Origin of the sequence: Janthinobacterium sp. AD80 (assembly GCF_002878455.1) — a bacterium.
In the GTDB taxonomy this organism is placed as follows: Bacteria; Pseudomonadota; Gammaproteobacteria; order Burkholderiales; family Burkholderiaceae_D; genus Janthinobacterium.
In genome coordinates this window covers 1-21,561 of sequence record NZ_NRDQ01000035.1, presented here as the reverse complement: position 1 = coordinate 21,561, position 21,561 = coordinate 1, and the positions used below count along the sequence as shown (strand labels likewise).

Annotated in this window: 22 protein-coding genes and 1 pseudogene; 15 read left to right on the top strand and 8 right to left on the bottom strand. The window is 60.4% G+C overall.

Annotation, left to right across the window (positions count from 1 at the left end; genetic code table 11):
• Positions 1 to 278 precede the first annotated feature (278 nt).
• Complete coding sequence (locus JaAD80_RS07930; protein ID WP_258002865.1) at positions 279 to 1,133, top strand: pirin family protein; 855 nt, start codon at positions 279 to 281, stop codon at positions 1,131 to 1,133.
• Between the two features lie 955 nt (positions 1,134 to 2,088).
• On the opposite strand, the gene JaAD80_RS07925 is transcribed toward JaAD80_RS07930, so the two are convergent.
• Both JaAD80_RS07925 and JaAD80_RS07920 read right to left on the bottom strand, forming a co-directional pair.
• Positions 2,089 to 2,526: a helix-turn-helix domain-containing protein gene (locus JaAD80_RS07925; protein ID WP_102293681.1), complete on the bottom strand. Its 438-nt coding sequence runs from the start codon at positions 2,524 to 2,526 to the stop codon at positions 2,089 to 2,091.
• Positions 2,527 to 2,983: 457 nt separating this feature from the next.
• Entirely contained in the window at positions 2,984 to 3,586 is a 603-nt protein-coding gene (locus JaAD80_RS07920; protein ID WP_102293680.1) for a DUF4291 domain-containing protein, read from the bottom strand.
• Positions 3,587 to 3,785: 199 nt separating this feature from the next.
• Here JaAD80_RS07920 and JaAD80_RS30585 point away from each other — a divergent pair, with 199 nt between their 5' ends.
• Entirely contained in the window at positions 3,786 to 3,929 is a 144-nt protein-coding gene (locus JaAD80_RS30585; RefSeq protein ID WP_180979339.1) for a hypothetical protein, read from the top strand.
• A 63-nt stretch (positions 3,930 to 3,992) separates the two neighbouring features.
• On the opposite strand, the gene JaAD80_RS07915 is transcribed toward JaAD80_RS30585, so the two are convergent.
• The 3 genes from JaAD80_RS07915 to JaAD80_RS07905 all read right to left on the bottom strand — a co-directional run bounded on the left by JaAD80_RS07915 (position 3,993) and on the right by JaAD80_RS07905 (position 6,408).
• Complete coding sequence (locus tag JaAD80_RS07915) at positions 3,993 to 4,526, bottom strand: ankyrin repeat domain-containing protein (protein WP_102293679.1); 534 nt, start codon at positions 4,524 to 4,526, stop codon at positions 3,993 to 3,995.
• A gap of 61 nt (positions 4,527 to 4,587) precedes the next feature.
• On the bottom strand, positions 4,588 to 5,100 hold the full coding sequence (gene sodC / locus JaAD80_RS07910; RefSeq protein ID WP_102293678.1) for a superoxide dismutase family protein: 513 nt from the start codon (positions 5,098 to 5,100) through the stop codon (positions 4,588 to 4,590).
• 93 nt (positions 5,101 to 5,193) lie between these two features.
• Entirely contained in the window at positions 5,194 to 6,408 is a 1,215-nt protein-coding gene (locus tag JaAD80_RS07905; protein ID WP_102293677.1) for a YbfB/YjiJ family MFS transporter, read from the bottom strand.
• A 337-nt stretch (positions 6,409 to 6,745) separates the two neighbouring features.
• Between JaAD80_RS07905 and JaAD80_RS07900 the strand changes: the two genes are divergently transcribed.
• From JaAD80_RS07900 to JaAD80_RS07880, 5 genes are all read left to right on the top strand, one after another.
• A complete protein-coding gene (locus tag JaAD80_RS07900; protein WP_046684981.1) occupies positions 6,746 to 7,420 on the top strand; it encodes a CsgG/HfaB family protein in 675 nt (224 codons plus the stop codon).
• 8 nt (positions 7,421 to 7,428) lie between these two features.
• The gene (locus JaAD80_RS07895; protein ID WP_258002864.1) at positions 7,429 to 7,800 is read left to right on the top strand and encodes a DUF4810 domain-containing protein; all 372 of its coding nucleotides are present in this window, start codon (positions 7,429 to 7,431) and stop codon (positions 7,798 to 7,800) included.
• Positions 7,797 to 8,459 carry a DUF799 domain-containing protein gene (locus tag JaAD80_RS07890; RefSeq protein WP_102293676.1) on the top strand — a complete coding sequence of 221 codons (663 nt, stop codon included), beginning with the start codon at positions 7,797 to 7,799 and terminating at the stop codon, positions 8,457 to 8,459. Before JaAD80_RS07895 ends, JaAD80_RS07890 begins: the two co-directional genes overlap by 4 nt.
• Before the next feature lie 170 nt (positions 8,460 to 8,629).
• Positions 8,630 to 9,073 (top strand): hypothetical protein, encoded by a 444-nt coding sequence (locus tag JaAD80_RS07885; RefSeq protein ID WP_102293675.1) that lies wholly within the window; start codon positions 8,630 to 8,632, stop codon positions 9,071 to 9,073.
• Between the two features lie 208 nt (positions 9,074 to 9,281).
• Positions 9,282 to 10,109: a hypothetical protein gene (locus JaAD80_RS07880; RefSeq protein WP_146012302.1), complete on the top strand. Its 828-nt coding sequence runs from the start codon at positions 9,282 to 9,284 to the stop codon at positions 10,107 to 10,109.
• On the opposite strand, the gene JaAD80_RS07875 is transcribed toward JaAD80_RS07880, so the two are convergent.
• Genes JaAD80_RS07875 through JaAD80_RS07865 form a run of 3 tightly spaced genes read right to left on the bottom strand, consistent with a single transcriptional unit; the run spans position 10,028 to position 13,711 of the window.
• A complete protein-coding gene (locus tag JaAD80_RS07875) occupies positions 10,028 to 10,429 on the bottom strand; it encodes a hypothetical protein (RefSeq protein WP_102293673.1) in 402 nt (133 codons plus the stop codon). The two genes, JaAD80_RS07880 and JaAD80_RS07875, sit on opposite strands and share 82 nt — an antisense overlap.
• 11 nt (positions 10,430 to 10,440) lie before the next feature.
• Positions 10,441 to 12,090 carry a lipopolysaccharide assembly protein LapB gene (locus JaAD80_RS07870; RefSeq protein ID WP_102293672.1) on the bottom strand — a complete coding sequence of 550 codons (1,650 nt, stop codon included), beginning with the start codon at positions 12,088 to 12,090 and terminating at the stop codon, positions 10,441 to 10,443.
• Positions 12,065 to 13,711, bottom strand: coding sequence for a winged helix-turn-helix domain-containing protein (locus JaAD80_RS07865; protein WP_102293671.1), 1,647 nt, complete (start codon positions 13,709 to 13,711; stop codon positions 12,065 to 12,067). The genes JaAD80_RS07870 and JaAD80_RS07865 overlap by 26 nt, the downstream gene beginning before the upstream one ends.
• Before the next feature lie 58 nt (positions 13,712 to 13,769).
• On the opposite strand from JaAD80_RS07865, the gene JaAD80_RS07860 reads away from it, so the two are divergent.
• The 8 genes and pseudogenes from JaAD80_RS07860 to JaAD80_RS07825 form a co-directional block, all read left to right on the top strand.
• A complete protein-coding gene (locus JaAD80_RS07860) occupies positions 13,770 to 15,269 on the top strand; it encodes a DNA/RNA non-specific endonuclease (RefSeq protein ID WP_102293670.1) in 1,500 nt (499 codons plus the stop codon).
• Between the two features lie 206 nt (positions 15,270 to 15,475).
• Complete coding sequence (gene tssB / locus JaAD80_RS07855; RefSeq protein ID WP_102293669.1) at positions 15,476 to 16,033, top strand: type VI secretion system contractile sheath small subunit; 558 nt, start codon at positions 15,476 to 15,478, stop codon at positions 16,031 to 16,033.
• 47 nt (positions 16,034 to 16,080) lie between these two features.
• On the top strand, positions 16,081 to 17,568 hold the full coding sequence (gene tssC / locus JaAD80_RS07850) for a type VI secretion system contractile sheath large subunit (protein WP_102293668.1): 1,488 nt from the start codon (positions 16,081 to 16,083) through the stop codon (positions 17,566 to 17,568).
• Positions 17,569 to 17,641: 73 nt separating this feature from the next.
• Complete coding sequence (locus JaAD80_RS07845) at positions 17,642 to 18,127, top strand: type VI secretion system tube protein Hcp (RefSeq protein ID WP_102293667.1); 486 nt, start codon at positions 17,642 to 17,644, stop codon at positions 18,125 to 18,127.
• A gap of 182 nt (positions 18,128 to 18,309) precedes the next feature.
• Positions 18,310 to 18,990: a GIY-YIG nuclease family protein gene (locus JaAD80_RS07840; RefSeq protein ID WP_102293666.1), complete on the top strand. Its 681-nt coding sequence runs from the start codon at positions 18,310 to 18,312 to the stop codon at positions 18,988 to 18,990.
• Between the two features lie 177 nt (positions 18,991 to 19,167).
• Positions 19,168 to 19,692, top strand: coding sequence for a hypothetical protein (locus JaAD80_RS07835; protein ID WP_102293665.1), 525 nt, complete (start codon positions 19,168 to 19,170; stop codon positions 19,690 to 19,692).
• Positions 19,693 to 19,858: 166 nt separating this feature from the next.
• Positions 19,859 to 21,067 carry a hypothetical protein gene (locus tag JaAD80_RS07830; RefSeq protein ID WP_102293664.1) on the top strand — a complete coding sequence of 403 codons (1,209 nt, stop codon included), beginning with the start codon at positions 19,859 to 19,861 and terminating at the stop codon, positions 21,065 to 21,067.
• A gap of 175 nt (positions 21,068 to 21,242) precedes the next feature.
• Positions 21,243 to 21,561 (top strand): annotated as a pseudogene (locus tag JaAD80_RS07825) (hypothetical protein); the annotation flags it as partial.

Sequence of the window (21,561 nt, the reverse complement as noted above, 5' to 3'; positions counted from 1 at the left end):
CGCGAGCGACTAATGCCCATAGGCGTCGACAGGCGGAACCTCTATGGGACGCCTACAAAGGCAAGCGCCGAGCTCCACTTCTTCAAATCAACTTGCGGCCAATTCTCTGCGCAAGCGCCCTTCGAATGCTCAAAATGACTTCCACAATCCTAAAAATTGAACCCCTTGGGTCGCCATGGAAAACGATTGACCCCTTCCTAATCTGCGCGTACCACGTGGACAACTACCCATCCGGGAACGACGACCTCGGGCCTGATACGGCTCACCCCAATAGCTCCATGGACGGGGATTCAGACGGTACGGCCAATTGGAGTATGTACTACGGCCGTAAAGTTCCAGGTTTTCCGGCGCATCCACACCGGGGCTTCGAGACAATCACCATTCTGCGCAAGGGCGTGGTGGACCACGCAGACTCGATGGGCAATAGCGCACGCTATGCAGCGGGCGATGTCCAGTGGCTAACTGCCGGAAGAGGTATCAATCATTCTGAAATGTTTCCGCTACTGAACCGCGAAGCGCCGAATCCTCTTGAGCTATTTCAGATATGGCTCAATCTGCCCGCCCGCAGCAAGATGGTGGCGCCGGACTTCAAGATGCTCTGGGCCGAGAATATTCCGGTCTACCAAATTCAGGACAAAATTGGCTGCGTTGAAATTCGGTGCATTGTTGGGAGTCCTGGCGAAGAGTTCCCTAAGTCTCCCCCAACGCCACCCAACGATTCCTGGGCATCCGCGCCAAACTCTGACTTGGCAATTTGGACCATCAAACTGTCTCCTCACGCAAAATGGACGTTGCCGCCGGCGTCGGGGAGTGGCACACGTAGGCAGCTGTTTTACTTCATGGGCGAGGGCATGTCGATGGGCGGGCATCAGGTTGACGCGTTCACCTCAGTCGAGGTGTCTTGCGACGAACCGATGGAATTAATCAATGGTTCAGAGGTAAGCGAGCTTCTCATGTTGCAGGGACGGCCCATTGGCGAACTGGTTATCCAAGATGGTCCCTTTGTGATGAATTCGGCCTACGAAATTGGTCAGGCATATGAAGATTATCGGCAAACGCAATTCGGTGGATGGGGCTGGCCAAGCAAAGACCCTGTTCATGATAAAGACAGGTCCCGGTTCGAGTCTCGCTAGTCGCAATATTTGGTACACTTATCCACAGCTGCTACTCAAAAATGCAGCGTCCCGCCCTGGGTCATATTTGGATCGGCGCCTTGGGTCAATATTAGATCGGCGCCAACAGTGAGGATTGCTGCAGCGGCAAAATCAATATCTGAAAAACTTGCTAATCGAATCGAGCGTGAAAAAGAGCGTGAACAACGAGAGCATAAGGGGCGCGAACAGCGGTTCGAGTGAAGTAAGTCTACTTTAATGACTAATTGTTATTTAAAACCGAGGGCCGTTGATGATCAGAACGATCATTAACGGTCGTTGTCATTTTCATAGCGATGCCAAGTCGCTGCGATGTGCTTTGCCGAGAGGGGGCGGTCCGCCATTCGCACACGATCTCGGCTCTGGCCTTCTCGATCTGCAGGGGGACAGTGCGGGGCTGAAAATTGGCGTATCCTTAAGTTCATCGGGTCGCTGCGATTGCTGATGTGCTGAAATGAACGCGTCGTCGCTGAGAAAAATCTGAATTCAGGTGTTTGCGAGTGGGCTAGATCTTCCCGTCTCGGCTGACAACAAACCCGTAATAACGGATTTTGGCGATGAGGGTATTTTTGAGGGTATCGGTAACTGAAAGGTTTGGAAACCACTGAAAAATCAAGCGCTTAGCGGTCTCGTTGATAATCGAGTGGGAATGATGAATTCGCTTTAACTATTTGATTTAAAGTGAAAAATATATGGCCATTGATCATTTCAAAAGAATGATTAATGGCTATTTTTTATGTGCATTGGGTTTATCGTTCGCGCCAAGTAAATACTTGCATTGACGTCCACACTGTGATCCCAGGTCAATAACTCCATCTAGCCGTCAGGTGGATTTTTGATTTCGCGGGTTAGCGCATGGATCGCGCTCTGCGTATTGTCCCTCGTGCGCTGCACCACCCACCAAGCGCGAAGGTCGGTGAGCAGGGTAGTGATCCGGCTATTTCTCGTTCTTGCTTGCGGACTCGTCGCAAGCCAAGGTTCTTTTGTGCAAGGCTTCGAGGCCTCGATGCGCGAGGTCCAGCAGCTCTATTTCTAAGGTGCTGCCATTTTGCATGGACAGGTGCTTTACTGCGGAGGCAAGCACGGGGGGAAGTTCCAGAACATTCAGGATTAGCGCTTCTCCGGTCGGCACTGGCGGGTCGATTTGCGCCCCTCTGGCGATGGGCAACGTCCCATGCACAAGCCAGGCGGTGCTCACGCCAAGGGCCGCAGCAATTTTCTCCGCCGCTTCCATAAGCAGTTTGGCTTTGCCTGATTCATAGCGATACAGTTGCGTGGGATTGATGACCGCCAGTTCGGCAAGCAGTACTTGTGACATGTGAAGATTCTCGCGGCTGCTTTTGAGGCGCTCAGAAATTTGGGAGTTGCCAGACATACATGTTGCCTTTCAAATACAACGTTCGTGAATGAGCGGCTGTGACGCAGCTGTTGCCATGATGATGAAAGGAACAAGAGGGTTTTGCTAGCCACAGCTTGGCCAACCGCCATGATTTTACCGCCTGGGAGCGGCATTGCGGCATCTCCTTGTTTTCGTATTCCTTCCTGTCGGCCTGTATCAATTTCCGTGGATAAACCCATGGCGCCGTCTTGAGGCCGAAACGTTCTGTGAGCGCCATGAATGGCAAAGCGTCGGAGCGGGTCAGCGATTTGGTTGTATAAATAACAGCTTTCTACACGTCGGCGCGGCCAAATGTCGAGATCGTGTACGGATGCCGGATATGGCCCCGCCACGCGCAGGGGAGGGCGCCGGGCGCAGTTGAGATTGCCGAGAGGCGCCTGCGCTGCATGGGCGACCTTGCTTGACCTCGCTCTCAGGTCCTGGATGTCAGCGCTCAGGATGGATGAAATACTGACGGATACGGTTTTTCTTGCGGCAGCATGTGCCTTGCTTCCTCAAATTTCCCGTGGGCGAGCAATGCATGGATTGAATGGGCCAACGGCGTCACATCAACCACCCTGGTTATCCATTGATATACGTAAAGTTCTACCGCCTTTTTGCTGAGGCCGATCTGAATGGCTCTGTGAGCCTGCGGCCGCAACAGCAGATCCCGTTCTGGATCCCATTGGATGCGCACGGGCGATGCATCTTTTTTCGCCGACCATTCGTCCTTGCTCATGGATGCATCCGCGTGGCTCAGGCAGCCGTGCTCCAGTGCCCACTCAAATCCCGCTCTGCTGATATCGATCGCCAATATGCGTTGCTGACCAGTGTCTTTGAAGCCCCAGCCGGCGCGATACATCATCCATAAGAAAGACGGTTTAATCCAGGTCATGCGTTCCATCTTGAATGGCGGTGAAATGAATGTACCGTTCGTCAGGGCCGTATCCGCGATCTCATCCGAATAGGCTTGATAGACGCGGATGGTCGCGTCGTCGTAGGAGGCCCTGATCTGACGCTCAGGTATGATTGAGGTTGCTTGAGAATGATCTTGCATTGTTTTCTTGTAGAAGGCGGGGCGAGTCCCGGCATGTGTTAATACGACGCAGACGGCGCCGTTCTTACTATCCTGTGCGTGGCCTGAAGACCTACGCTGCAAGCCATCCGTATCGGTACACCTCGCCGGTGTTCGTATCATTGCCAAGGCAAGGGCCTGGCTGGCGACGCGGGCCTTGGCAAGGCTGGTAAATCTAACATTGCCACACCTGCCGCAGCACCTGGCCTTGCAGTTCAACGTGTACAAGCTGGCGGACAAGACGTACTACGACAAGTCCTACCGTAAATACGCTTCCGTGGCTGCGGCACGCTCGGCAGTCTTCACGGCCCACTTCTCGTATTGAACGGTGCCGGCGCGCTTCCGCTTGCGAAGGCGCGCTTTTTTCTGGCCACAACAGCTGCGGCGTTTAGGGTGTCTGCCCCAGGCTGACCAGCTTGCCCAGGGTATCTTGCGCGTTCATGGACTTGGCCAGGGTGACGGCGCGCATGCCGCGGCTGTCGGCGGCGTCGATGCGGGCGCCGTGTCGCAGCAGCAGTTCCAGGATGGCCAGGCGGTTGAACATGGCTGCCATCATCAACGGCGTCTTGCCGTCCGGGCTGGCGCCTTCCACGTTGGCGCCATGCCGCAGTAGCAGCTCGGCGATCTCCAGGTAGCCCTTGTAGGCCACGCCGGCCAGCGGCGTCTGGCCCTGGTCGTTGGGCACGTTGGCGTCGGCGCCCGCTTCGAGCAGCAGGCGCGAGGTTTCCAGGTGACCGTGGTAAGCGGCCAGCATGATCAGGCTGTCGCCTTTTTCATTGCGGAAGTTGACGGGCACGCCGTACGCCAGCATGGCGCCCAGCTGCTGCGTGTCGCCTTCGCGCACCAGGGCGAACAGGCCCTGGATGAAGGCCAGCGTCTCGGCATCCATCGTCGGCGGGGTTGTCGGTGTTTCGGCGTTCATGGGGTTCTTTCCGCAAAAGTGGTCGGGGCGCCCAGCTTACTATGCCTGCGCCCCGCCTGTCTTACTTCACCACGCCGCAGGCCATGCGCGCGCCGCCGCCGCCGAGTTTTTCCGGGTGGTCGCTGTGGTTGTCGCCGCCCACGTGCACCATCAGGGCGTGGCCCTTGAATGCATCGGCCTTCAGGCGCGGTGCCAGCACCGGGTAGGTAGCCGTGCCATCGGCTGCGACGTAGATGGCGGGCAAGTCGCCCTGGTGGCCGGTCGCGTTGTACGGTCCCTTGTGCGCCGCCGTCTTGGCCGGATCCCAGTGGCCGCCCGCCGCGCCGGCTGGCGTCGGCTTGCCATCGGTGACGGTGGCGTCGCACGACGGTTTTTCGTGCAGGTGGAAGCCGTGCGTGCCTGCGGGCAAGCCCTTCAGGTCAGGCGTGAGCAGGGCGCCGTAGGGCGTCTGCGTGATACTGATGGTGCCTGCCGCCTGTTCGGCGCCATGCGGCCCGGCAAAGAACAATTCCACCGTTTGCGCCTGCGCCAAAGGCGCGCCGCATAGCAGCACTGCCGTCAATACTAGTTTCATGCGTATCTCCTCAATCTCGCTTGTCGAACAGGGCCAGGCCCCTTGCCGTGAACATTGTCGCATCGTGCCTGGATTTACCGCGCCCGCTTGCCGTTAGCCATGCAAACCGGTGGCCGGCGGCGCCAGCGCTTTTTGCCGCGCGGCCAGCACAGCGCCGATGAAGAGGGCGATGGCCGAGGCGATCAAGCCCCGCTCCAGGCCCGCCGGGCCATCGGCGATCCAGCCGACGACGATGGGGCCGGCGATCTGCCCCAGCGCGAACACCGTCGTATAGGCGCTGATACCGGCCGTCCACGATGCCTGCGGCAGGTTATGCCGCACCAGCGCCGTGGTCGAGGCGACGACGGACAGGAAGACGCCGCCGAAGACCAGGCCCGAGAGGAAAACCACGGGGGCAAAGCTGGTCAGCGCCGGCAGCACGGTTACCACGCCCAGCAGGCCATTCAAAATGGCCAGCGATTCGCCGCCCTTGTAGCGGTCCAGCATGCGCGCCCAGATGCGCGACGACGCCACCACCGCCAGCCCCAGCAAGGTGTAGAAGATGGTGACGAGGGTGGGCGTCATGCCTTGCTGCCTGAGCAGGGCGATGACAAAGGTCATATAGCCGATGTAGCCGACGCCAAACATGAAGTAGCCGGCCAGACTGGGGGCAAAGTCGCGCCAGGCGAAGCGCCGTCCTTTGTCTGGAGCGCGCGGCGCTTCGCCGATGGCCCTGGCCGGTGCCGCCATGATGGCGGTGGCCAGCAGGCAGGCGACGCCCAGTGCCAGCCATGGCCATTGCCAGGCATGCGCGGCGCCGTGGCCATGTGCTGCGCTTAAGGCGGCCGGCACCAGCAGGGCCGACAGGGCGATGCCGAAACCCGTGCCGCCGTAGTACAGCCCGATATAGAAGCCGGCGCGCTGGCTGTGCATGGAGCCGAGCCGCGCCGCCAGCACGCCGCCGGCGATGAAAATGAAGGCGCTGGCCACGCCCGCGCACACGCGCTGCAGGAACAGGGCGGCCGTGTCGCTGACCAGGCCCGAGATCAGCATGAAGATGCTCGCCAGCACGCAGCCGGCCATCAGCAGGCGCCACACGCCCAGGCGGCGCATCAGGGGCGGCGTGGCCAGGGCGCCGAGAAAGTAGCCGAGCGCATTGAAAGTATTCATGGCCCCCGCCAGCAGGTAGGACCAGCCCAGGTCGTCGCGCATGGGCGGCAGCAGTAAGCCATACGAAAAGCGCGACAGGCCGAGGGCGATGGCGGCGCCCAGCGAGAGCGCCAGGGCGGTGGCCAGCGGATGGGCAGGAGAGTGGTCGTGTGACGGCATGGAGACCCGTGTAGGTGGTAGCGTGCGGTGAAGCCGGCCGCCGCACTGCGGTTTGCCGGCTGGCAGGGTCTGTTGGCGGCGGCGCGCTACGCGGCGTGCTGCACATTCTTGTTTAGCAATAATTTACTAGTAAGTTAATGAATATCAGTTTAGAAGTCAAGCAATCGCTGGCGACGTGGAGAACCGGAATTGTTGCTGGCAATAATGCAATTATTGTCATTGTGACTTTTGGAGATAATTGTGAGACATGCAATCCCATATAATTGCATTTAGGAAATTAACTTGCCTAAATTCAATTTCGCGAGTTACTCCTGATCCTATATCTCATAAGGGCACTATGAATAAGAATAAACCTGGCGCATTGTTGATCGCAGCGCTGATTGGCGCGGCATTAGCTGGCTGCGCTTCCGAATCGTCGCAAGCCCTGGCTGTTCCCACGGTCGCCAGCGCCGCCCGTCCCTACGTTGGTCCACGCACCCTGATCGCGGTCGGCAAATTCGACAACCGCTCCAATTTCATGCGCGGCATCTTTTCCGACGGCGTCGACCGCCTGGGCAGCCAGTCGAAGACGATTTTGATTGCGCACCTGCAGACGTCCAACCGTTTCAACGTGCTCGACCGTGACAACATGGCCGAACTCAAGCAGGAAGCGGACTTCAAGAAGCAGGGCCAGAACATCAAGGGCGCGGACTTCGTCGTCACGGGCGACGTTACCGAATTCGGCCGCAAGGAAGTGGGCGACAAGCAGTTGTTCGGTATCATGGGCCGCGGCAAGACGCAAGTGGCGTACGCCAAGGTCACCTTGAACGTCGTCAACATCGCTACGTCCGAAGTCGTGTTTTCGGCCGGCGGCGCCGGTGAATACAGCCTGTCGAACCGCGAAGTGCTGGGCTTTGGCGGCACCGCCAGCTATGACGCCACCCTCAACGGCAAGGTATTGGATCTGGCCATGCGCGAAGCCGTCGAGCGCCTGGTTGCCGGTGTCGAAGCGGGCGCACTGCGCAAACAATAAGGTATCCCATGAAACAGACAATGATGAACAAGGGCGCTGCCCTGCTGGCGCTGCTCGCCTGCGCCGCACTGACCGGTTGCGCCACGCAATCGAAGACCCTGTATCAATGGGAAGGCTACCAGCCGCAAGTGTATGAATACCTGAAGGGTGAAAGCCCGGAGCAGCAGATTGCCGCCATGGAAAAAGACTTGCAAGTGATAGCCGCGAAGGGCAACCACGCGCCGCCGGGTTTCCACGCCCACCTGGGCATGCTGTACTCGATCGCCGGCAAGCCGGAACAGGTCGCCGCGCAGTTCGAAGACGAGAAGAAGCTGTTCCCGGAATCGGCGCCGTACATGGACTTCCTGTTGGGTAAAATGAAAAAAGGCGAAAAATTATGATGTCGCGCATGTTGAAAATGGCCCTGTGCCTGGGTCCCGCCATCTTCATGGTCGGTTGCGCCACCAAACAGGCGGCCTATGACTATACGGCCTTCAAGGCGGCCAAGCCCCGCTCGATCGTGGTCTTGCCGCCGTTGAACAATTCACCGGAAGTCAATGCCGGCAACAGCGTCTACGCGCAAGTGACATATCCGCTGGCCGAAGCGGGCTATTATGTGCTGCCGGTGGCCGTGGTGGGCGAGACCTTCAAGCAGAACGGCTTGACGAACGCCGCCGATATCCACGGCGTCGATGCCAAGAAGCTCAACGAGATCTTTGGCGCCGATGCGGGCCTGTACGTGACGATTTCCAAGTACGGCACGACGTACGCCGTGATCGACAGCGTGACGGTGGTGTCGGTTGATGCCAAGCTGGTCGACCTGAAGACGGGCGTCTTGCTGTGGCAGGGCGCGGCCAGCGCATCTAGCAATGAAGGCAACAATAACGGTGGTGGCGGCCTGATCGGCGCGCTGGTGACGGCGGCGGTCAAGCAGATCATCAACACCACGACCGATGCCAGCCATCCTATCGCCGGCACGGCGAATGCGCGCCTGCTGTCGGCCGGGGTCCCCAACGGCCTGCTGTACGGTCCCCGTTCGGAACGCTACCTGGCGCAGTAAGCGCGCCGCACCACCGCGCGCGGGCCCTGCCGGGCCTTGCCGCGCGGTGGCGTTTGCCGGGCGGTAGCGTGGACCAGCCCGTTCCGAGTAAAGAATGCCCGTTCCAGGTAGGCAGGCACCACATTACTGAATAATCCTTTACTGACTATTCACGCCTATCATGGAGCAACATGCCGAACGAGAACGCAGCGCAACTCTCCGCAAGACAGGCCAATTTCACCGTTTTCCATCAGGAGCTGGCGCAAGTGCTGGTTGATTTCATCGGCCGCATCGGCATCGAGCCCGCTGTGCCCGTGTTGAAGCAGGCGGCGCAGTACGTGCCACTGGTCGAACAGGCCCTGCGCGACATGGCCGTTGCCGATGAGGCGGACCGGACCTGGCTGACGGCGCGCATCGCCTATTTTGTCGGCGAAGTGTTTGTGCAGCAATATGATGGCTGCTGGTATGTTAACGACGCGCCCGGTTCGCCGCTGCATGCGCGATACGTGGTGGGGAAATTTTGCCAAACCCGCACAGGCGGCCATGCCGGTCGATCCCTTCGGGCTGGCGCAAGCCTATGTCGCTGCGTCGGTGCCTCGCGCCTTGGCACCCTTGCTGGCGGACGTGCACGCTAAGCTGGGGGGCGAACCCCAGCTTTCTTCCCTTGCGCGCCTGCGGCAATTTTTGCGTGGCCGCTGAGGCCCTTTGCTCCGCGCGCACGGGCAAAATCAAGGAAAAATGTACCGTAAGGTGATCGTAAGGTAAGCATTCAACGCTTCCGTTAGAGTAATTTCCAACACGCAACACACTCCCTTTGGAAAATGCTACTCACCGGAATCTCTCATGAATGCTCGACTCAAGCTGCCGGCGCAAGCCCATGATATCCCTGTTTCGCAAGATGCGGTTTGGTTGTCAGTGCGGCAACTGTTGGCCAGTCCCACGTTTGTCAAGGCGCCGCGCATGTGCCGGCTGCTGTCCTACCTGGTGGAAAAAAAGCTGGGCGGCCTCGAGCATCAGATCAGCGAATATGCGATCGGCCTGGAAGTGTTTCGCCGCGACGCGCACCTGTATGACACGGGCCTCGATCCTGTCGTGCGGGTACAGATGGGCCGCTTGCGCGGGCGCCTGGCAGCGTATTACGCCTGCCTGGCGACGTCGCCCGGCGTGCGGATCAGTATTCCGCTAGGCAAATATATTCCCGTGTTGACGCCATGCGAGCCAGCGTCGCGGCCCCCGCCGCAACAGCAGTTGCAACTGGCGCCGCTGCGCAACCTGACCTGCGAGAACGGTGGCAATGCCTTCGTCAGCGGCCTGGAAGAGGAATTGGGCTACAAGCTGTATCAGACTTTTGGCGCAGCCGTCCGCTTGGTCGAGGCAAGTCCGGTATCGGCTGGCGCTGCCAGGCTGGGATTGGCGCACCGCCTGGAGGGCAGCATCCGCGTCGAGCACAGCCATGTGCGCGTCAGCATGCGCCTCGTCGATGCCGATGCGGGCCAGATCGCGTGGCTGTCGCAGTTCGATCGCGAGGGCGAACTGGGCATGCATTTGCAGGAAGAGCTGGCCAGTGCAATCTGTGGCCAGCTCCAGCATTACATGGTTGGTTGGAGCGGGGGGATATTGCCCTCCTGGGGATCGATCGCCAGCTCGGCGCCAGTGATGGTGTTGCGGTAGTTGATATAGAAGTTGTAGGTGTCGAGCGAGGTGTACGGATTGATGGTCATCACCGACAGGTGTCTTGCGCCAGGTACTTGTTCCAGCACAGGCGAGCTGCCTTTTGGCGTGGTGTTGACGATCGTCCAGCCATGGCGCGTCGCTTCGAAGTCGAGGATGAACAGGCAATCGGTGGGCTGGTTGCAATTGATGTCGCAGCTGGGGCTGTTTTGATAGCTGAGGCCGGAAAGAGGCGACCAGAAGCTGTACAGGGCTTGCGCGTTGTGGTCGGTGCCGAGGATGCTGATGGTGATGGTACGCTGCGGTGTGGCAAATTTCATATGCTTCCTTCCTATCGGGTGGAGATGAAGTGGACGTAAGATTGTTCGCGATAACCGATCTGCTTCAGGCGGCTGGCCGCCAGCTGGACTGCCTCATCGTTCTGCAGGCAGGCATTCACGCGCACCCAGGGATCGAGGATTTGATGGTTCATCGTTGAAGCGCCTTCCTCCTTGATCATGCCATACGCTTGTTTACAAGTCATCATTAATGATATGAAATCTTTTTGTTCGTGTTGCAACGTTGCCTGCAGCAGCAAGGTTTCGATCAGCGCCAGCCGGCCGCTCAGGCTGGAGGGGTTGCGAGCGTACAGTTGTTGCAGGGCCGCGCCTGCTTTGCCGATCTCTTTCTGTGCCGCTTGCACTTGGCCCGTTGCCCGCAGCGCGCCCCCCATGCGGGCGCGGGCGAGCGCTTCGCGGCGCGCCCAGGACGCATTCTTCGGATCGAGCGCCAGCATGGCTTGCAGCTGCGCATGCACGGCCGTCAGCCTCGGCAGTGCCTTCTCCGCCGGCATGCCACGGGCGAGCACGCGCAGCCGTTCCTGTTCCAGGTTCGTCAACTCTCCCTGCCAGGCCCGGTTGTTGCGGTCCTGTCCCACGATTTGGGTAAACAGTTGCTTCGCTTCGTCGTAGTCGCGCAGCGCCTCGGCATCCATGCCGCGCGCCACGCCCAGCATGGCCCGGTGCTGCAAGGCACGCACGAGGCGGTAGATCCACATCGATTCGCCGGGAAAGCGTTCGCGCAGGCCCAGCGCCAGCTGCATTTCGTGCGCATACAGCTGCTGTGCCTCGTCCAGTTCGCCCAGCGACTCCTTGGCCGAGGCCAGCCAGGAATAGCTGTCGGCCAGCTCGGCGGCCACGCTGTGCGAGTTGGGCGCGTGTTCCAGCGCGCGCCGTTTCAGGGCGATCGATTGCAGGAACTGCGGCACGGCCTGCTGCGGCATGCCGCGCGTCTGCGCCAGCGCGCCCAGGTTGTTGTGGGCATACGATTGCTCCACCCACCACTCGACATTTTCCGGCTCCAGCCGGTGCAGCAGGTCGGCAAACTTCTGGTACTCGTGCCAGGCATCTTCGGCCGCCTGCCAGTTGTTCTGGTCCTTGTGCATTTGCCCCACCCAGTAGGCGTTCGCGCCCAGGTTCTTCAGCACCTGCGTATCTTGCGGCGCCATGCGGTGCTGGCGCATCAGGATGGCGTTTGCTTGCTGCAAGGCATCGATGGCGTGCTTCGAATCGCCTCGGGAACGGCTGACTTCGCCGATGACTTGCAAGGCCCGGGCGCGCAAGGTCAGCGCGTTCGGGCTCAGGTCATCGCCTTGCGAGCCGCTCAGGTAACGCAGGGCCTTCAGGCTGACTGATTCGAGGAATTCCAGGCGTCCCAGCGGACGCAGCTTGTCGGCGAAGTCGCCCAGCATGTAGTCCATCAGGCTTTCCGCTTCGCCGCGCCGCAATTCCGCCGTGCGCTTGGCCGCCAGCGCACTCAGGCCCAGGATCGACGCCAGCAGCGCCAGTACCACGATCAGCGCCAGGGCCAGCACGCGCACGCGGTCGCGCTGGCGCGCGCGCCGCTCGGAACTGCGGATGAATTCGCTTTCCAGTTCCGTCAGCGACAGCACGCCCGCCTGCCGCAGCTCCTTCGCCTCATCGAGTGGCTTTCCTTGTGGCAATAAAAAAGTCCACGGGCCGGCCTTCGTCGCGCCAGCGTCCCGCCTGCTGTGCCAGGCGTCCGCGCGCGCGCAAGGCACCGCGGTGCGCCGTGATCCAGTCCGTCATGCGTGGCCAGCGCCGCAGGATGGCGTCGTGGGCGATGCCGAACACGGGCACGCCGCCCACCAGGTCGCTGACGAACAGGCGCGATTCGACCAGCGCATCCATCGCCTGGCGCGCCGCCTCGCCGCGCAGGGCCGACCACGGCGCGCGCTGGCTGCTGACATTTTCCTCATCGATCGACAGCACGCTGACGAGGGACATGATGTGCGGCAGGAATGCCTGCTGGGCCTCGCTCATGGCCAGCACGACCTGTTCGGCGCGCAGACCGATGGCGCCTTCCAGATCACCCAGCTGGTGGAAGGCATCGAAGCTCAGTTCACCGGCGGGCATGCGCATGCGGTACAGCTCATGCAGGCAGTATTGCAGCAGGGGCAGGGCGTCGGGACTGTCGGCCGCGCATTTGCACAGCACATCATCGAGCCGCGCCAGCGAGACGGGGTCGACGCCGAACGTCAGCCTGGCCGCCGCCGCCGGCTTGCGGATGATTTCCGCAAAGTCGCTGACGCCAGGCGGGCCCAGGTCGAAGTGGCCGCCGTGGCGCTTGCCTTCGGTCAGCAGGGCATAGCGGGCCAGGCTGGGATAGAAATCATTGCGGCAGGCAAGCACCAGCACGGCGACGCTGCTGCGCGCCAGCTGTTCCAGCGTGTGCAGGAAGGCGCGCCGCTGCGGCTCGCTGATGCGCGTGACGTTGAACAGCGCCTCGAAGCGGTCGATGAAGATGCCAAAGCGCGTGCCAGGCGGCTTGCGTTCGGCCAGCGCGGCGGCCAGTTCGGCGATGACGCTGGCGCAGCCCTGTTCCAGGCGCGTGCCGAGGGAGACGGCGTTCTCGCCGGGAAACGCCCAGCGGTCTTCCCATTGCAAGTCCAGCAGTGTGCCCGCCAGTGCCGTAAACAGGGTCTGTTCGCCCTGGTCGATCAGGTCGAAGGTAGTGCTGGCCAGCAAGCGCGTTTCGGCGCCCGCGCGTTCGCGCGACAAGGCGGGCAGCAGGCCTGCCTGGATCAGCGAAGTCTTGCCAGAGCCGCTGGGACCCAGCACCAGCATCAGCGCAAAGCCGCTGTTGACTTGCGCCTGCACGGCGTCGCACAGCTGGCGGATGCTTTCATCGCGCCCGAAAAACACGTCCGCATGGCTTTCATCGAAGGCCAGCAAGCCGCGAAACGGCGAGCCTGTCCGCCAGTTCTTGCGTGCCGCGCTGTCCCGCACATCAAATTCCAGGGGCGCCAGGGCGCGGTAGCCGCGCTTGCGTATGGTTTCAATGTAGACGGGAGAAGTGGCGTTATCGCCGAGGATGCGGCGTAGTTGCGCGATATTCTTGTGCACGGGGCTGTCGCCGTACAAGGTGCTGCCCCAGCATTGCGCCAGCAGCTCATCCGCGCTGACGATGTCGCCCTTGGCCATGCACAGCGCCAGGAGCACATCCATGGTGCGCGGTTCCATCTGGCGCCGCTCGTCGCCATTGTCGATGCTGTTGGTGGATGGATGGACGAACCAGGCACCAAAGCGGAAGCGGCTTTTCATGTGGCGGCAAGGGACAGGGAAGAGGTGCGTAACGGGAACATGGTGATATGTTACTTAGATGCAATTTTTATATCTTATCACGGTTATTTCCCGTATCGCCAGCAATTCCGCGGCAGGCAGCCGGCTGTTGTTACTTGTGTTACGCGGACGCCGCCAACTAGACTTTTCTCGCCGACGGAAGCGTCAACAGGAGCGTGAAGCGATGCCAAAAATCTTAGCCTGGAGTGTGGAAATACAGACTTTCATGCATCAGCCTGCGCTGCACATGCCCGTTGGCCTCGCTTCCGTCACGCAGCTGCGCGAACGCGTCACGCAGATGTACGCCTTGCTCGACGCCAGCGCCGGGAATGGCCAGGAACGCAGCAGCCTGATCTCCTATCCGCTGGCCTTGCGCGTGGCCGGTGGCGGACCGTTCCATCTCGGCGACGACTATGACGAAATGCCGCCGCATACGGAGCGCGGGCATCTGCTGGCCGATGTGTTCGGCGGTGAAGACAATGAACGCAACCTTGTTCCCATGCCGCGTGCGTTCAACCAGCAAACCTGGAAGAACGAGGTGGAAGGGACGCTGAAGGCGCTCGGCCTGCAGCACCCTGGCACCATGCTGGGCATGAAAATCGACTGCGAATACGCCGGGCAAGATCCGCGCATACCGTCGCGCTACGCCGTCAACCTGTACAGTTTCGGGAGAAAAGATGCGCTGCGTGAGATGGTTGGCTGGGAAAACGTTCTGGCCCGTCCAAATGCCCTGTTTGGTGATATCCCGCGCGGCTACCAGGAAAACATAGGGCGGCTCTTCAACCCGTTCAACTACGCCCACATTCTGACGCGCAATCTCAGCCCGGGCTTGCCAAGTCCCATCCTGCCTGAACACGAATCGGTGGTGGGAACCTTGACGCTGGCCAGCCTGTGCGAACTGGCCGAAACCTTGCGCGTTCCCATGCTCGACGCCTACCGCGCCATGCTGCATGCGAACTGGACGCTGGAAGATACGGGGCAGGCGTTGCGCCACACCTTCCAGCTGCCGCCCGCGCACCGCCGTCCTTATGCCGTGCTGGACTACATGCTGGAGAGAGGGGAGCTGCAGGGCGTCCATCCCCGGCTGGAAAGGAAGACCTTGGGCCGGTGTTTCCAGTCCAAGGGCTTTTCAGACTGGCAGCGCGAATTGATCTTTGCCGCAAACCTGATCCTGCATGGCAATCGCCAGCTGATTATCTCGGACCATGAGGACGACGAAGTCTATCGTCAAGTGGTGGTGGATTACGCCTCGGGTTCCGGCGAGGTCGCGACCATGGGGCGCTACGAATATGCCGTGCGCGAGTGGGTGCGGGCCGTCAACCTGGCACCGGGCCTGAAGGTGCCACGGGGTGCGCTTTTCCTGAATTCCACGGCGTTTGCGCCGCAGGTCGACCATGTAGTTGCCAAGGCCGGGGTGGGAAACGGCATCGATGCATTCAGCAATGCGCAAGTGGTCAGCGGGCGCTGGAACCGCTCCAAGTCGGACAATGTGATTGAACAGGGCGCCGTCGCACGCACGCGCATGCTGTTTTCCCGTTAAGGAGCGGCGTGGCCGGCGCCATGTGATACCGCGTTGATACTTGTGTTACGCCGCAACGCAGTCCTACCATCATTTCCGAACTACCCGATTTACCCCATGTGTGGACGGTATCTTCAACGGTTGGCCCGGGCTTGCGCAAGCTGTACGGCGCTTCACCCACCCACCAGGCCGTCTCTCCGCTGCATAAAATTTCTAGTGAGGGTGTGATGTCAGACAGCTTGCAAAAATGGGTGGGACGCAACCGTCCGCCGCGCGTGCAGATTACCTACGACGTGGAAGTAGGTGGCGCCATCGAGAAGAAAGAATTGCCGCTGGTGGTGGGCCTGCTGGCCGACCTGTCCGGCCAGCCGCTGGTGGCGCCGCCGAAACTCAAGGCGCGCCGCCTGGTCGATATCGACCGCGACAATTTCAACGAAGTCATGGCGAAGATCGCGCCGCGCCTCGACCTGTCCGTGCCGGATACGTATAAAAAGGACGGCAACCTGAAGATCGAACTGAACTTCAAGCACTTCGACGATTTCCATCCGGAAGCCATCACCAGGCAAATCCCGCGGCTGGCCAAGCTGCTGGAAGCGCGCCAGCAATTGCGCGATCTGCTGGGCAAGCTCGATGGCAACGACGAGCTCGACTCCTTGCTGGAAAACATCGTGCAGAACACGGAAGAGCTCAAGACCCTGCAAGCCGAGGGCGGCGCGGCCACTCCGGCCGCCACGTCGCCGGCGCCGGAAGCGGCCGCCGAGAGCGCCGAGCCCGCCGCATCTTGATAGCGCCCACGCGCTGTTTTCTCCCACATTCAGAGAAAGAAACCATCATGGCCAGCAAGCAAGCGGTACAGGCCGGTGCAAGCACCACCAACCAGGAAATCAGCCTGTTGGATCGCATCGTCCAGGAAGGAAAAATGGCAGTCGAGCCATCGCAAAACGCCTACGCGCGCACGCTCCTGGGGCAGTTCGCCACCCAGGTGCTCGACGAAGGCATGAAAAAAGCGCCCGACAAGGGCATCGTCACCATGATCAACGAGCGCGTGGCGCAGATCGACAAGATCCTCAGCGAGCAGATCAATGCCATCGTGCACGACAAGGATTTCCAGGCGCTGGAAGGCTCGTGGCGCGGCTTGCACGACATGGTGATGGGCACGGAAACGGGCAGCAAGCTGAAACTGCGCCTGCTCAACGTGTCGAAGAAGGAATTGCTGAAAGACCTCGAAGGTGCCGTCGACCACGACATGAGCGTGCTCTTCAAGAAAGTGTATGAAGAGGAATACGGCACCTTTGGCGGCCATCCCTACTCGCTGTTCATCGGCGACTATTACTTTGGCCGCGATGCGGCCGACATGGCTTTGCTGCAGCGCCTGTCGAAGGTGGCCGCCGCCGCCCATGCGCCATTCATCGCCGCCGCGTCGCCATCGCTGTTCGACATGAACTCGTTTACAGAACTGGGCGTGCCGCGCGACCTGTCGAAAATCTTCGAGAGCGCCGAGCTGACCACCTGGCGCGGTTTCCGCGAAACGGAAGACTCGCGCTACGTGGCCCTGGTGCTGCCGCGCTACGCGGCGCGCCTGCCGTACGGTGCCAAGACCAACCCGGTCGAGTCGTTTGCCTACGAGGAAGATGTCGACGGCAAGGACCACAGCAAATACCTGTGGGCCAATGCGGCCTACCAGCTGGGCCTGCGCATCACGGATTCCTTCGCCAAGCACAGCTGGACGACGGCCATCCGCGGCGTGGAAGGCGGCGGCAAGATCACGGGCCTGACGGCGCACTCGTTCAAGACGGACGAGGGCGACGTGGTACTCAAATGCCCGACCGAAGTGGCGATCACGGACCGGCGCGAAAAGGAACTCAACGATCTCGGCTTCATCGCGGTGGTCAATTCCAAAGGTTCGGACATGGCGGCCTTCTTTGGCGGCCAGTCCGTCAACAAGCCCAAACTGTACAACCTGGACGCGGCCAACGCCAATGCGGCGCTGTCCTCGCGGCTGCCGTACGTGCTGGCCGCCTCGCGCTTCGCCCATTACATCAAGGTGATCATGCGCGACAAGGTGGGCAGCTTCCAGACGCGCTCGAGCGTGGAAAACTTCCTCAACAACTGGCTCAGCGACTATGTGCTGCTCAGTTCCAACGCCTCGCAGGGCGAGAAGGCGCGCTTCCCGCTGTCCGAGGGGCGGGTCGACGTAACTGAAGTGGCCGGCAAGCCGGGTGCCTACTCGGCCACCGTGTTCCTCAAGCCGCACTTCCAGATGGAAGAGCTGACCACCTCGATACGCCTGGTGGCGGAATTGCCGGCCTCGGCCGCTTGATCGTACTTTTCCAACGCATCGACGCACGGCAGCGGCATGATGCCGCCGCCGCGTTCACCTTACGGAGCTATTCATGTCAGACGTACTCATCCTCGATCTGGGCGCCACCATCAAGGGCAACTGCACCATCACCGGCTATCCCGACAAGATCATCGTCAGCTCGTTTTCCCACAACGCCTACCTGCCGATGGGCAGCGACGCGGGCAACACGGAACGCACCATGGGCCGCGCCGTGCTGTCGGAAATGTCATTCTCCAAGTCGTCCGACCTGTCGACCACGGAACTGTTCAAGGCCTGCACTCAGGGCACCAAGATCGGCCCCGCCAAGCTGAACATCGGCCGCGTGGAAAACGGCGTGTACATGAACTTCATGACCTACGTCATGGACAACGCCATGATTTCGCAAATGAGCTGCAGCGGCGGAGGCGGCATCCCGAACGACTCGTTCTCGATCAACTTCACCAAGATCAAGGCCGACTTCACGCAGCAGAAAACGGATTCCACCTCCAAGGGCACGGGCACGTGGAACTGGAACCTGGAGACGATGAAGGCGGATTGATCAGGCGTCGCCGACAGCGGGCCATCGTGCTGCTGGCACTCTGTTTCTACCGGTCGGCAATCCGGCAGGGCCAGCATGGCCCGCCATCCCTGTGTCGGATGCCGCGTTGTGCCGAAGGGGGCGGCCATTTGGCATTCGCCGGGCCGGCGCGGCTATCCGGGACAGGATAATGAAGGGCACAAATGGGCTACATCAACTTTGACCTATCCAGTGCGGGAAGCCTGCACACGCTCGCATCGGCTGGGGCAGGCCTGGCCGGCGCATTGCCAGCCGGTATACCGGGCAATGGCGGACTTTATCTGATTTACAACCAGGCCAATGACAATCGCTATATCGGCAAATCCGGGAATCTCCGCCAGCGCTTTGACGGCAGGATGCTGACAGTCAATGAATTCGGTTTGAGCCAGGGAAATCTGGCGAATATCGGCGTCTTCTGGGGGGAAGTCGATACCTGGAACACACCCGCGCCCATCATGGGCGTACCCGCGCCATTGATCAACACCTTGGTGGCACCTGTCGCTCCGGCCGCCATGGGTTTCCAGGTGATCAGAAACGCCGGTGGCGCACCGCTACCGCTGCCAAACGCCGTGATAGGCACAATGGGCGGTGCCATCAATTATGCGGCTCCTCAGGTGATCACTGCGATTGATGGGGTCAACGTGAATGTCGAAGCATTATTAATTCGTTTCTTCCGCCAGGCAATCGGTGTTGGCGGCACGTTTACAAATGGTGTCTACATGGGGGCCTTCACCAACCCGACCAACCATGAATTGATCGTTCAGGTGGAATGGGCTGCATGTCCCGTCGTGAATGTGCCGGCGGCCCACTACTGTATTGCGATTCCAGCCCACGGCGCCTTTTGAATCTTCGTGGGGGCAGTTGCGACATTCGACATGATCTGGGCTGGATGTCCGGATGCCGGACTGGCCCCGGTAAGGGGGCGGTGGAAGCTGGTAGGCAAGCAAGCAGGTAATGACTCATCCCTTTCTTTCACTGAAGAGGACTTTGCCGCTTCATGGACATACACTGGAGAAATGAAAATGGTTGCCAAATTAATCGTCGTCGCCGGCCATGCAGACGCCGTGATGCAACAAGCAGCAGAAGGCATGCGACGATGCAAGATGCCTGACGCTCCGGAAAATACGTCCATTGCGCTGGAGACGGCGCCACCACACTTGCTCAATACGCTAGACAACGATGGCACGCTGTACACCGACGCGCATGGCGCTGCGACAGTGCCCGCCGACGTGACACAGGCAGCACAATTTTTCGCGCAGGTGACGCCAGAACAGCCTGCACATTTGCTCATGTCCAAAGGTCTGAAGAGCACGTTTCAAGGAAAGCTGGTATTGAACGGTTGTCAATCTGAAAACGGCCATGGCCAGCAATATGTACTGCGCTTTCAATATGCCATGGCAACGCGCACGGTACTTTGCAGTGTCAAAGGCCATGCAGGCTCCAGTCAGATCAATGAATGCGGCAAGGCAGCCGTTATCGCCTCCGCGCCCACGAGTGACGGCGGTGCTGCCCGCGCGTATCGCAGCCAGCGTCTTGTTGCCCGCTGATAAAACAGGCCGATATGGGGCACGACCAGCGTTCCGGTGTGTGCTCATGCCGATAGCGGCATGGCTGCTGCTGGCCAGGGAAGGCTTTCGCCATCGTTCGACTCCGTATCCGTGCTGGTCCCGTCCAGGAACCCTGGGCAGTCTGGTCATTGATTGAATTGCATCCATGTATAAAATCGCCATCAAATTCACCCCGGACGAGCGCAAGGACAGGGCGGTCATCTGCGATAGTTTCAAGGATTGCCTGGCGGAGCACCGGGATGGCCCGGTCTTCGTCATCGGCAGCTGGCAAACCGGTGATTTTTGCCACATCTACGCCGCGGCGATTCACCATTTCTCGGTCGATCCATCGAGGCCATTTGCGATACTGCTCGTTGAGGCGGAAGAGTTTGGCGCGGCGGGCCTGTTCAACGATATTCAATTCGCGATACAGCCGACTCTCCAGGTCGGCAACCGGTTTACCCTGTACCACACCGATCCGCTGACGAAGAACTGGGCGATGGTGGGTATGTCGGCGGTAGCGAATCTCGACAATGCCCGCACACCGTATGACGCCACGTTCTATGCGAAAGACGCGGTGCAGCAAATGGCCAAAGGGCAGCCTTTGAGTCCGGTCTGGGCCGATATCGTGCGCGGCGGGGAACAAGTGCAGTCCAAGGCCTACAACGACATCTGCATGTCGTTCATGCAGGAATACATAGACCGTTTCGGCAGGTCCACTGGCCGCGAAAAGTTCATCTGCATGTGGGGCCGCACGTCCGGCGCACCGAATCCGTCGCGCGCACTGGGCGGCGCCAACCCGCACTATGACTCCTCCGAAACGGGCAATTTTCAGCTGTGCGCTGCGCTGTACGCGTTCTGTAATGTGAAGGCCATTTTTCTCGTGGGCGATGGTTTTAACGAGGAAACCGTGGCATTGCCATTCGTCTTCAATCTCGGCGCATTCTGGAAGCGCAGCCGACGGAAAGGCTTCATGGGGCGATTCCAGGAGAACGGCTTTTTCAATTACATGACCACATTCTATGACTGCGACGTGGTGCACGTCGGCATGAAAAGCGGCGGCATGGACGCGCTGGGATTGTGGGGACAGAAAGTGGTCTTCATGGATACCCTGACGTCGCCACAGGTAACGATCAACAGGGTCGAGGCCTGGCACACGCCGAATATCGTCCCGGTGACGATCAGTGCCATGCCGACCTCGATGGGCAAGGCGATCGAAGCGGAGCGGCGGCGTGATCCCACCGCATTCAAGACCACGTTTGGCAGCAAGGGCAAGGTGAGTGCGATGGCCGAGAGCGCATCAAATCTGTCGGATTCACTCAAGCTGGCCGACATGAAGAAAGTTGCGGCGGCAGTCATGCATCTGTTCGACTAGCCGCACCGCAGTCCTGCTCCGTCCACCCGGCAACGCTTCGCGTCCCTGATACCCACCTGTTACTTGTGTTACGCCATCCCCCGGTCCTACCATCAATCCGCACTCTCCGTTTCCCCAGGCGCGCCTTGCCACGGCAGGGCGCTGGACTTTCCCGTACCACCTGAATGGGCTTCCCATGCATGCCACGCCTGCCGGTTCGCTAGTTCCCCTGTTCGACCGCCTCGGCGGCGAGCTGGCCGCGTCCGCCGATGGGCGCGTGCTCGATGTGGATGGCTTGCGCCATTCGCTGCAGCAAGACCTGGTGCGGCTGTTCAATGTGCGCAATGGCTTGAGCATCGCGCAGTTCCTCGGCGAGGCGCCCACGGTGCTCGATTACGGCTTGCCCGATACCCTGGCGCTGTCGCCGCAGTCGGCCGCCGACCTGGCCCTGTGGCAGGCAGGTGCTGGCGCGCGCCATCGCCCTGTACGAACCGCGCCTGTCGGGCGTGACGGTG

What these genes read in the sequence shown, in the direction of transcription:
- JaAD80_RS07885 (WP_102293675.1), top strand. Translation starts at nt 8,630, where the DNA reads ATGCCGAACGAGAACGCAGCGCAACTCTCCGCAAGACAGGCCAATTTC.
- sodC (WP_102293678.1), bottom strand. Translation starts at nt 5,100, where the DNA reads ATGAAACTAGTATTGACGGCAGTGCTGCTATGCGGCGCGCCTTTGGCG.
- JaAD80_RS07920 (WP_102293680.1), bottom strand. Translation starts at nt 3,586, where the DNA reads ATGCAAGATCATTCTCAAGCAACCTCAATCATACCTGAGCGTCAGATC.
- JaAD80_RS07840 (WP_102293666.1), top strand. Translation starts at nt 18,310, where the DNA reads ATGGGCTACATCAACTTTGACCTATCCAGTGCGGGAAGCCTGCACACG.
- JaAD80_RS07895 (WP_258002864.1), top strand. Translation starts at nt 7,429, where the DNA reads ATGAAACAGACAATGATGAACAAGGGCGCTGCCCTGCTGGCGCTGCTC.
- tssB (WP_102293669.1), top strand. Translation starts at nt 15,476, where the DNA reads ATGTCAGACAGCTTGCAAAAATGGGTGGGACGCAACCGTCCGCCGCGC.
- JaAD80_RS07845 (WP_102293667.1), top strand. Translation starts at nt 17,642, where the DNA reads ATGTCAGACGTACTCATCCTCGATCTGGGCGCCACCATCAAGGGCAAC.
- JaAD80_RS07830 (WP_102293664.1), top strand. Translation starts at nt 19,859, where the DNA reads ATGTATAAAATCGCCATCAAATTCACCCCGGACGAGCGCAAGGACAGG.
- JaAD80_RS07900 (WP_046684981.1), top strand. Translation starts at nt 6,746, where the DNA reads ATGAATAAGAATAAACCTGGCGCATTGTTGATCGCAGCGCTGATTGGC.
- JaAD80_RS07880 (WP_146012302.1), top strand. Translation starts at nt 9,282, where the DNA reads ATGAATGCTCGACTCAAGCTGCCGGCGCAAGCCCATGATATCCCTGTT.
- JaAD80_RS07930 (WP_258002865.1), top strand. Translation starts at nt 279, where the DNA reads ATGGACGGGGATTCAGACGGTACGGCCAATTGGAGTATGTACTACGGC.
- JaAD80_RS07860 (WP_102293670.1), top strand. Translation starts at nt 13,770, where the DNA reads ATGCAATTTTTATATCTTATCACGGTTATTTCCCGTATCGCCAGCAAT.
- JaAD80_RS07915 (WP_102293679.1), bottom strand. Translation starts at nt 4,526, where the DNA reads ATGAACGCCGAAACACCGACAACCCCGCCGACGATGGATGCCGAGACG.
- JaAD80_RS07835 (WP_102293665.1), top strand. Translation starts at nt 19,168, where the DNA reads ATGGTTGCCAAATTAATCGTCGTCGCCGGCCATGCAGACGCCGTGATG.
- tssC (WP_102293668.1), top strand. Translation starts at nt 16,081, where the DNA reads ATGGCCAGCAAGCAAGCGGTACAGGCCGGTGCAAGCACCACCAACCAG.
- JaAD80_RS07865 (WP_102293671.1), bottom strand. Translation starts at nt 13,711, where the DNA reads ATGAAAAGCCGCTTCCGCTTTGGTGCCTGGTTCGTCCATCCATCCACC.
- JaAD80_RS07890 (WP_102293676.1), top strand. Translation starts at nt 7,797, where the DNA reads ATGATGTCGCGCATGTTGAAAATGGCCCTGTGCCTGGGTCCCGCCATC.
- JaAD80_RS07925 (WP_102293681.1), bottom strand. Translation starts at nt 2,526, where the DNA reads ATGTCTGGCAACTCCCAAATTTCTGAGCGCCTCAAAAGCAGCCGCGAG.
- JaAD80_RS07905 (WP_102293677.1), bottom strand. Translation starts at nt 6,408, where the DNA reads ATGCCGTCACACGACCACTCTCCTGCCCATCCGCTGGCCACCGCCCTG.
- JaAD80_RS07875 (WP_102293673.1), bottom strand. Translation starts at nt 10,429, where the DNA reads ATGAAATTTGCCACACCGCAGCGTACCATCACCATCAGCATCCTCGGC.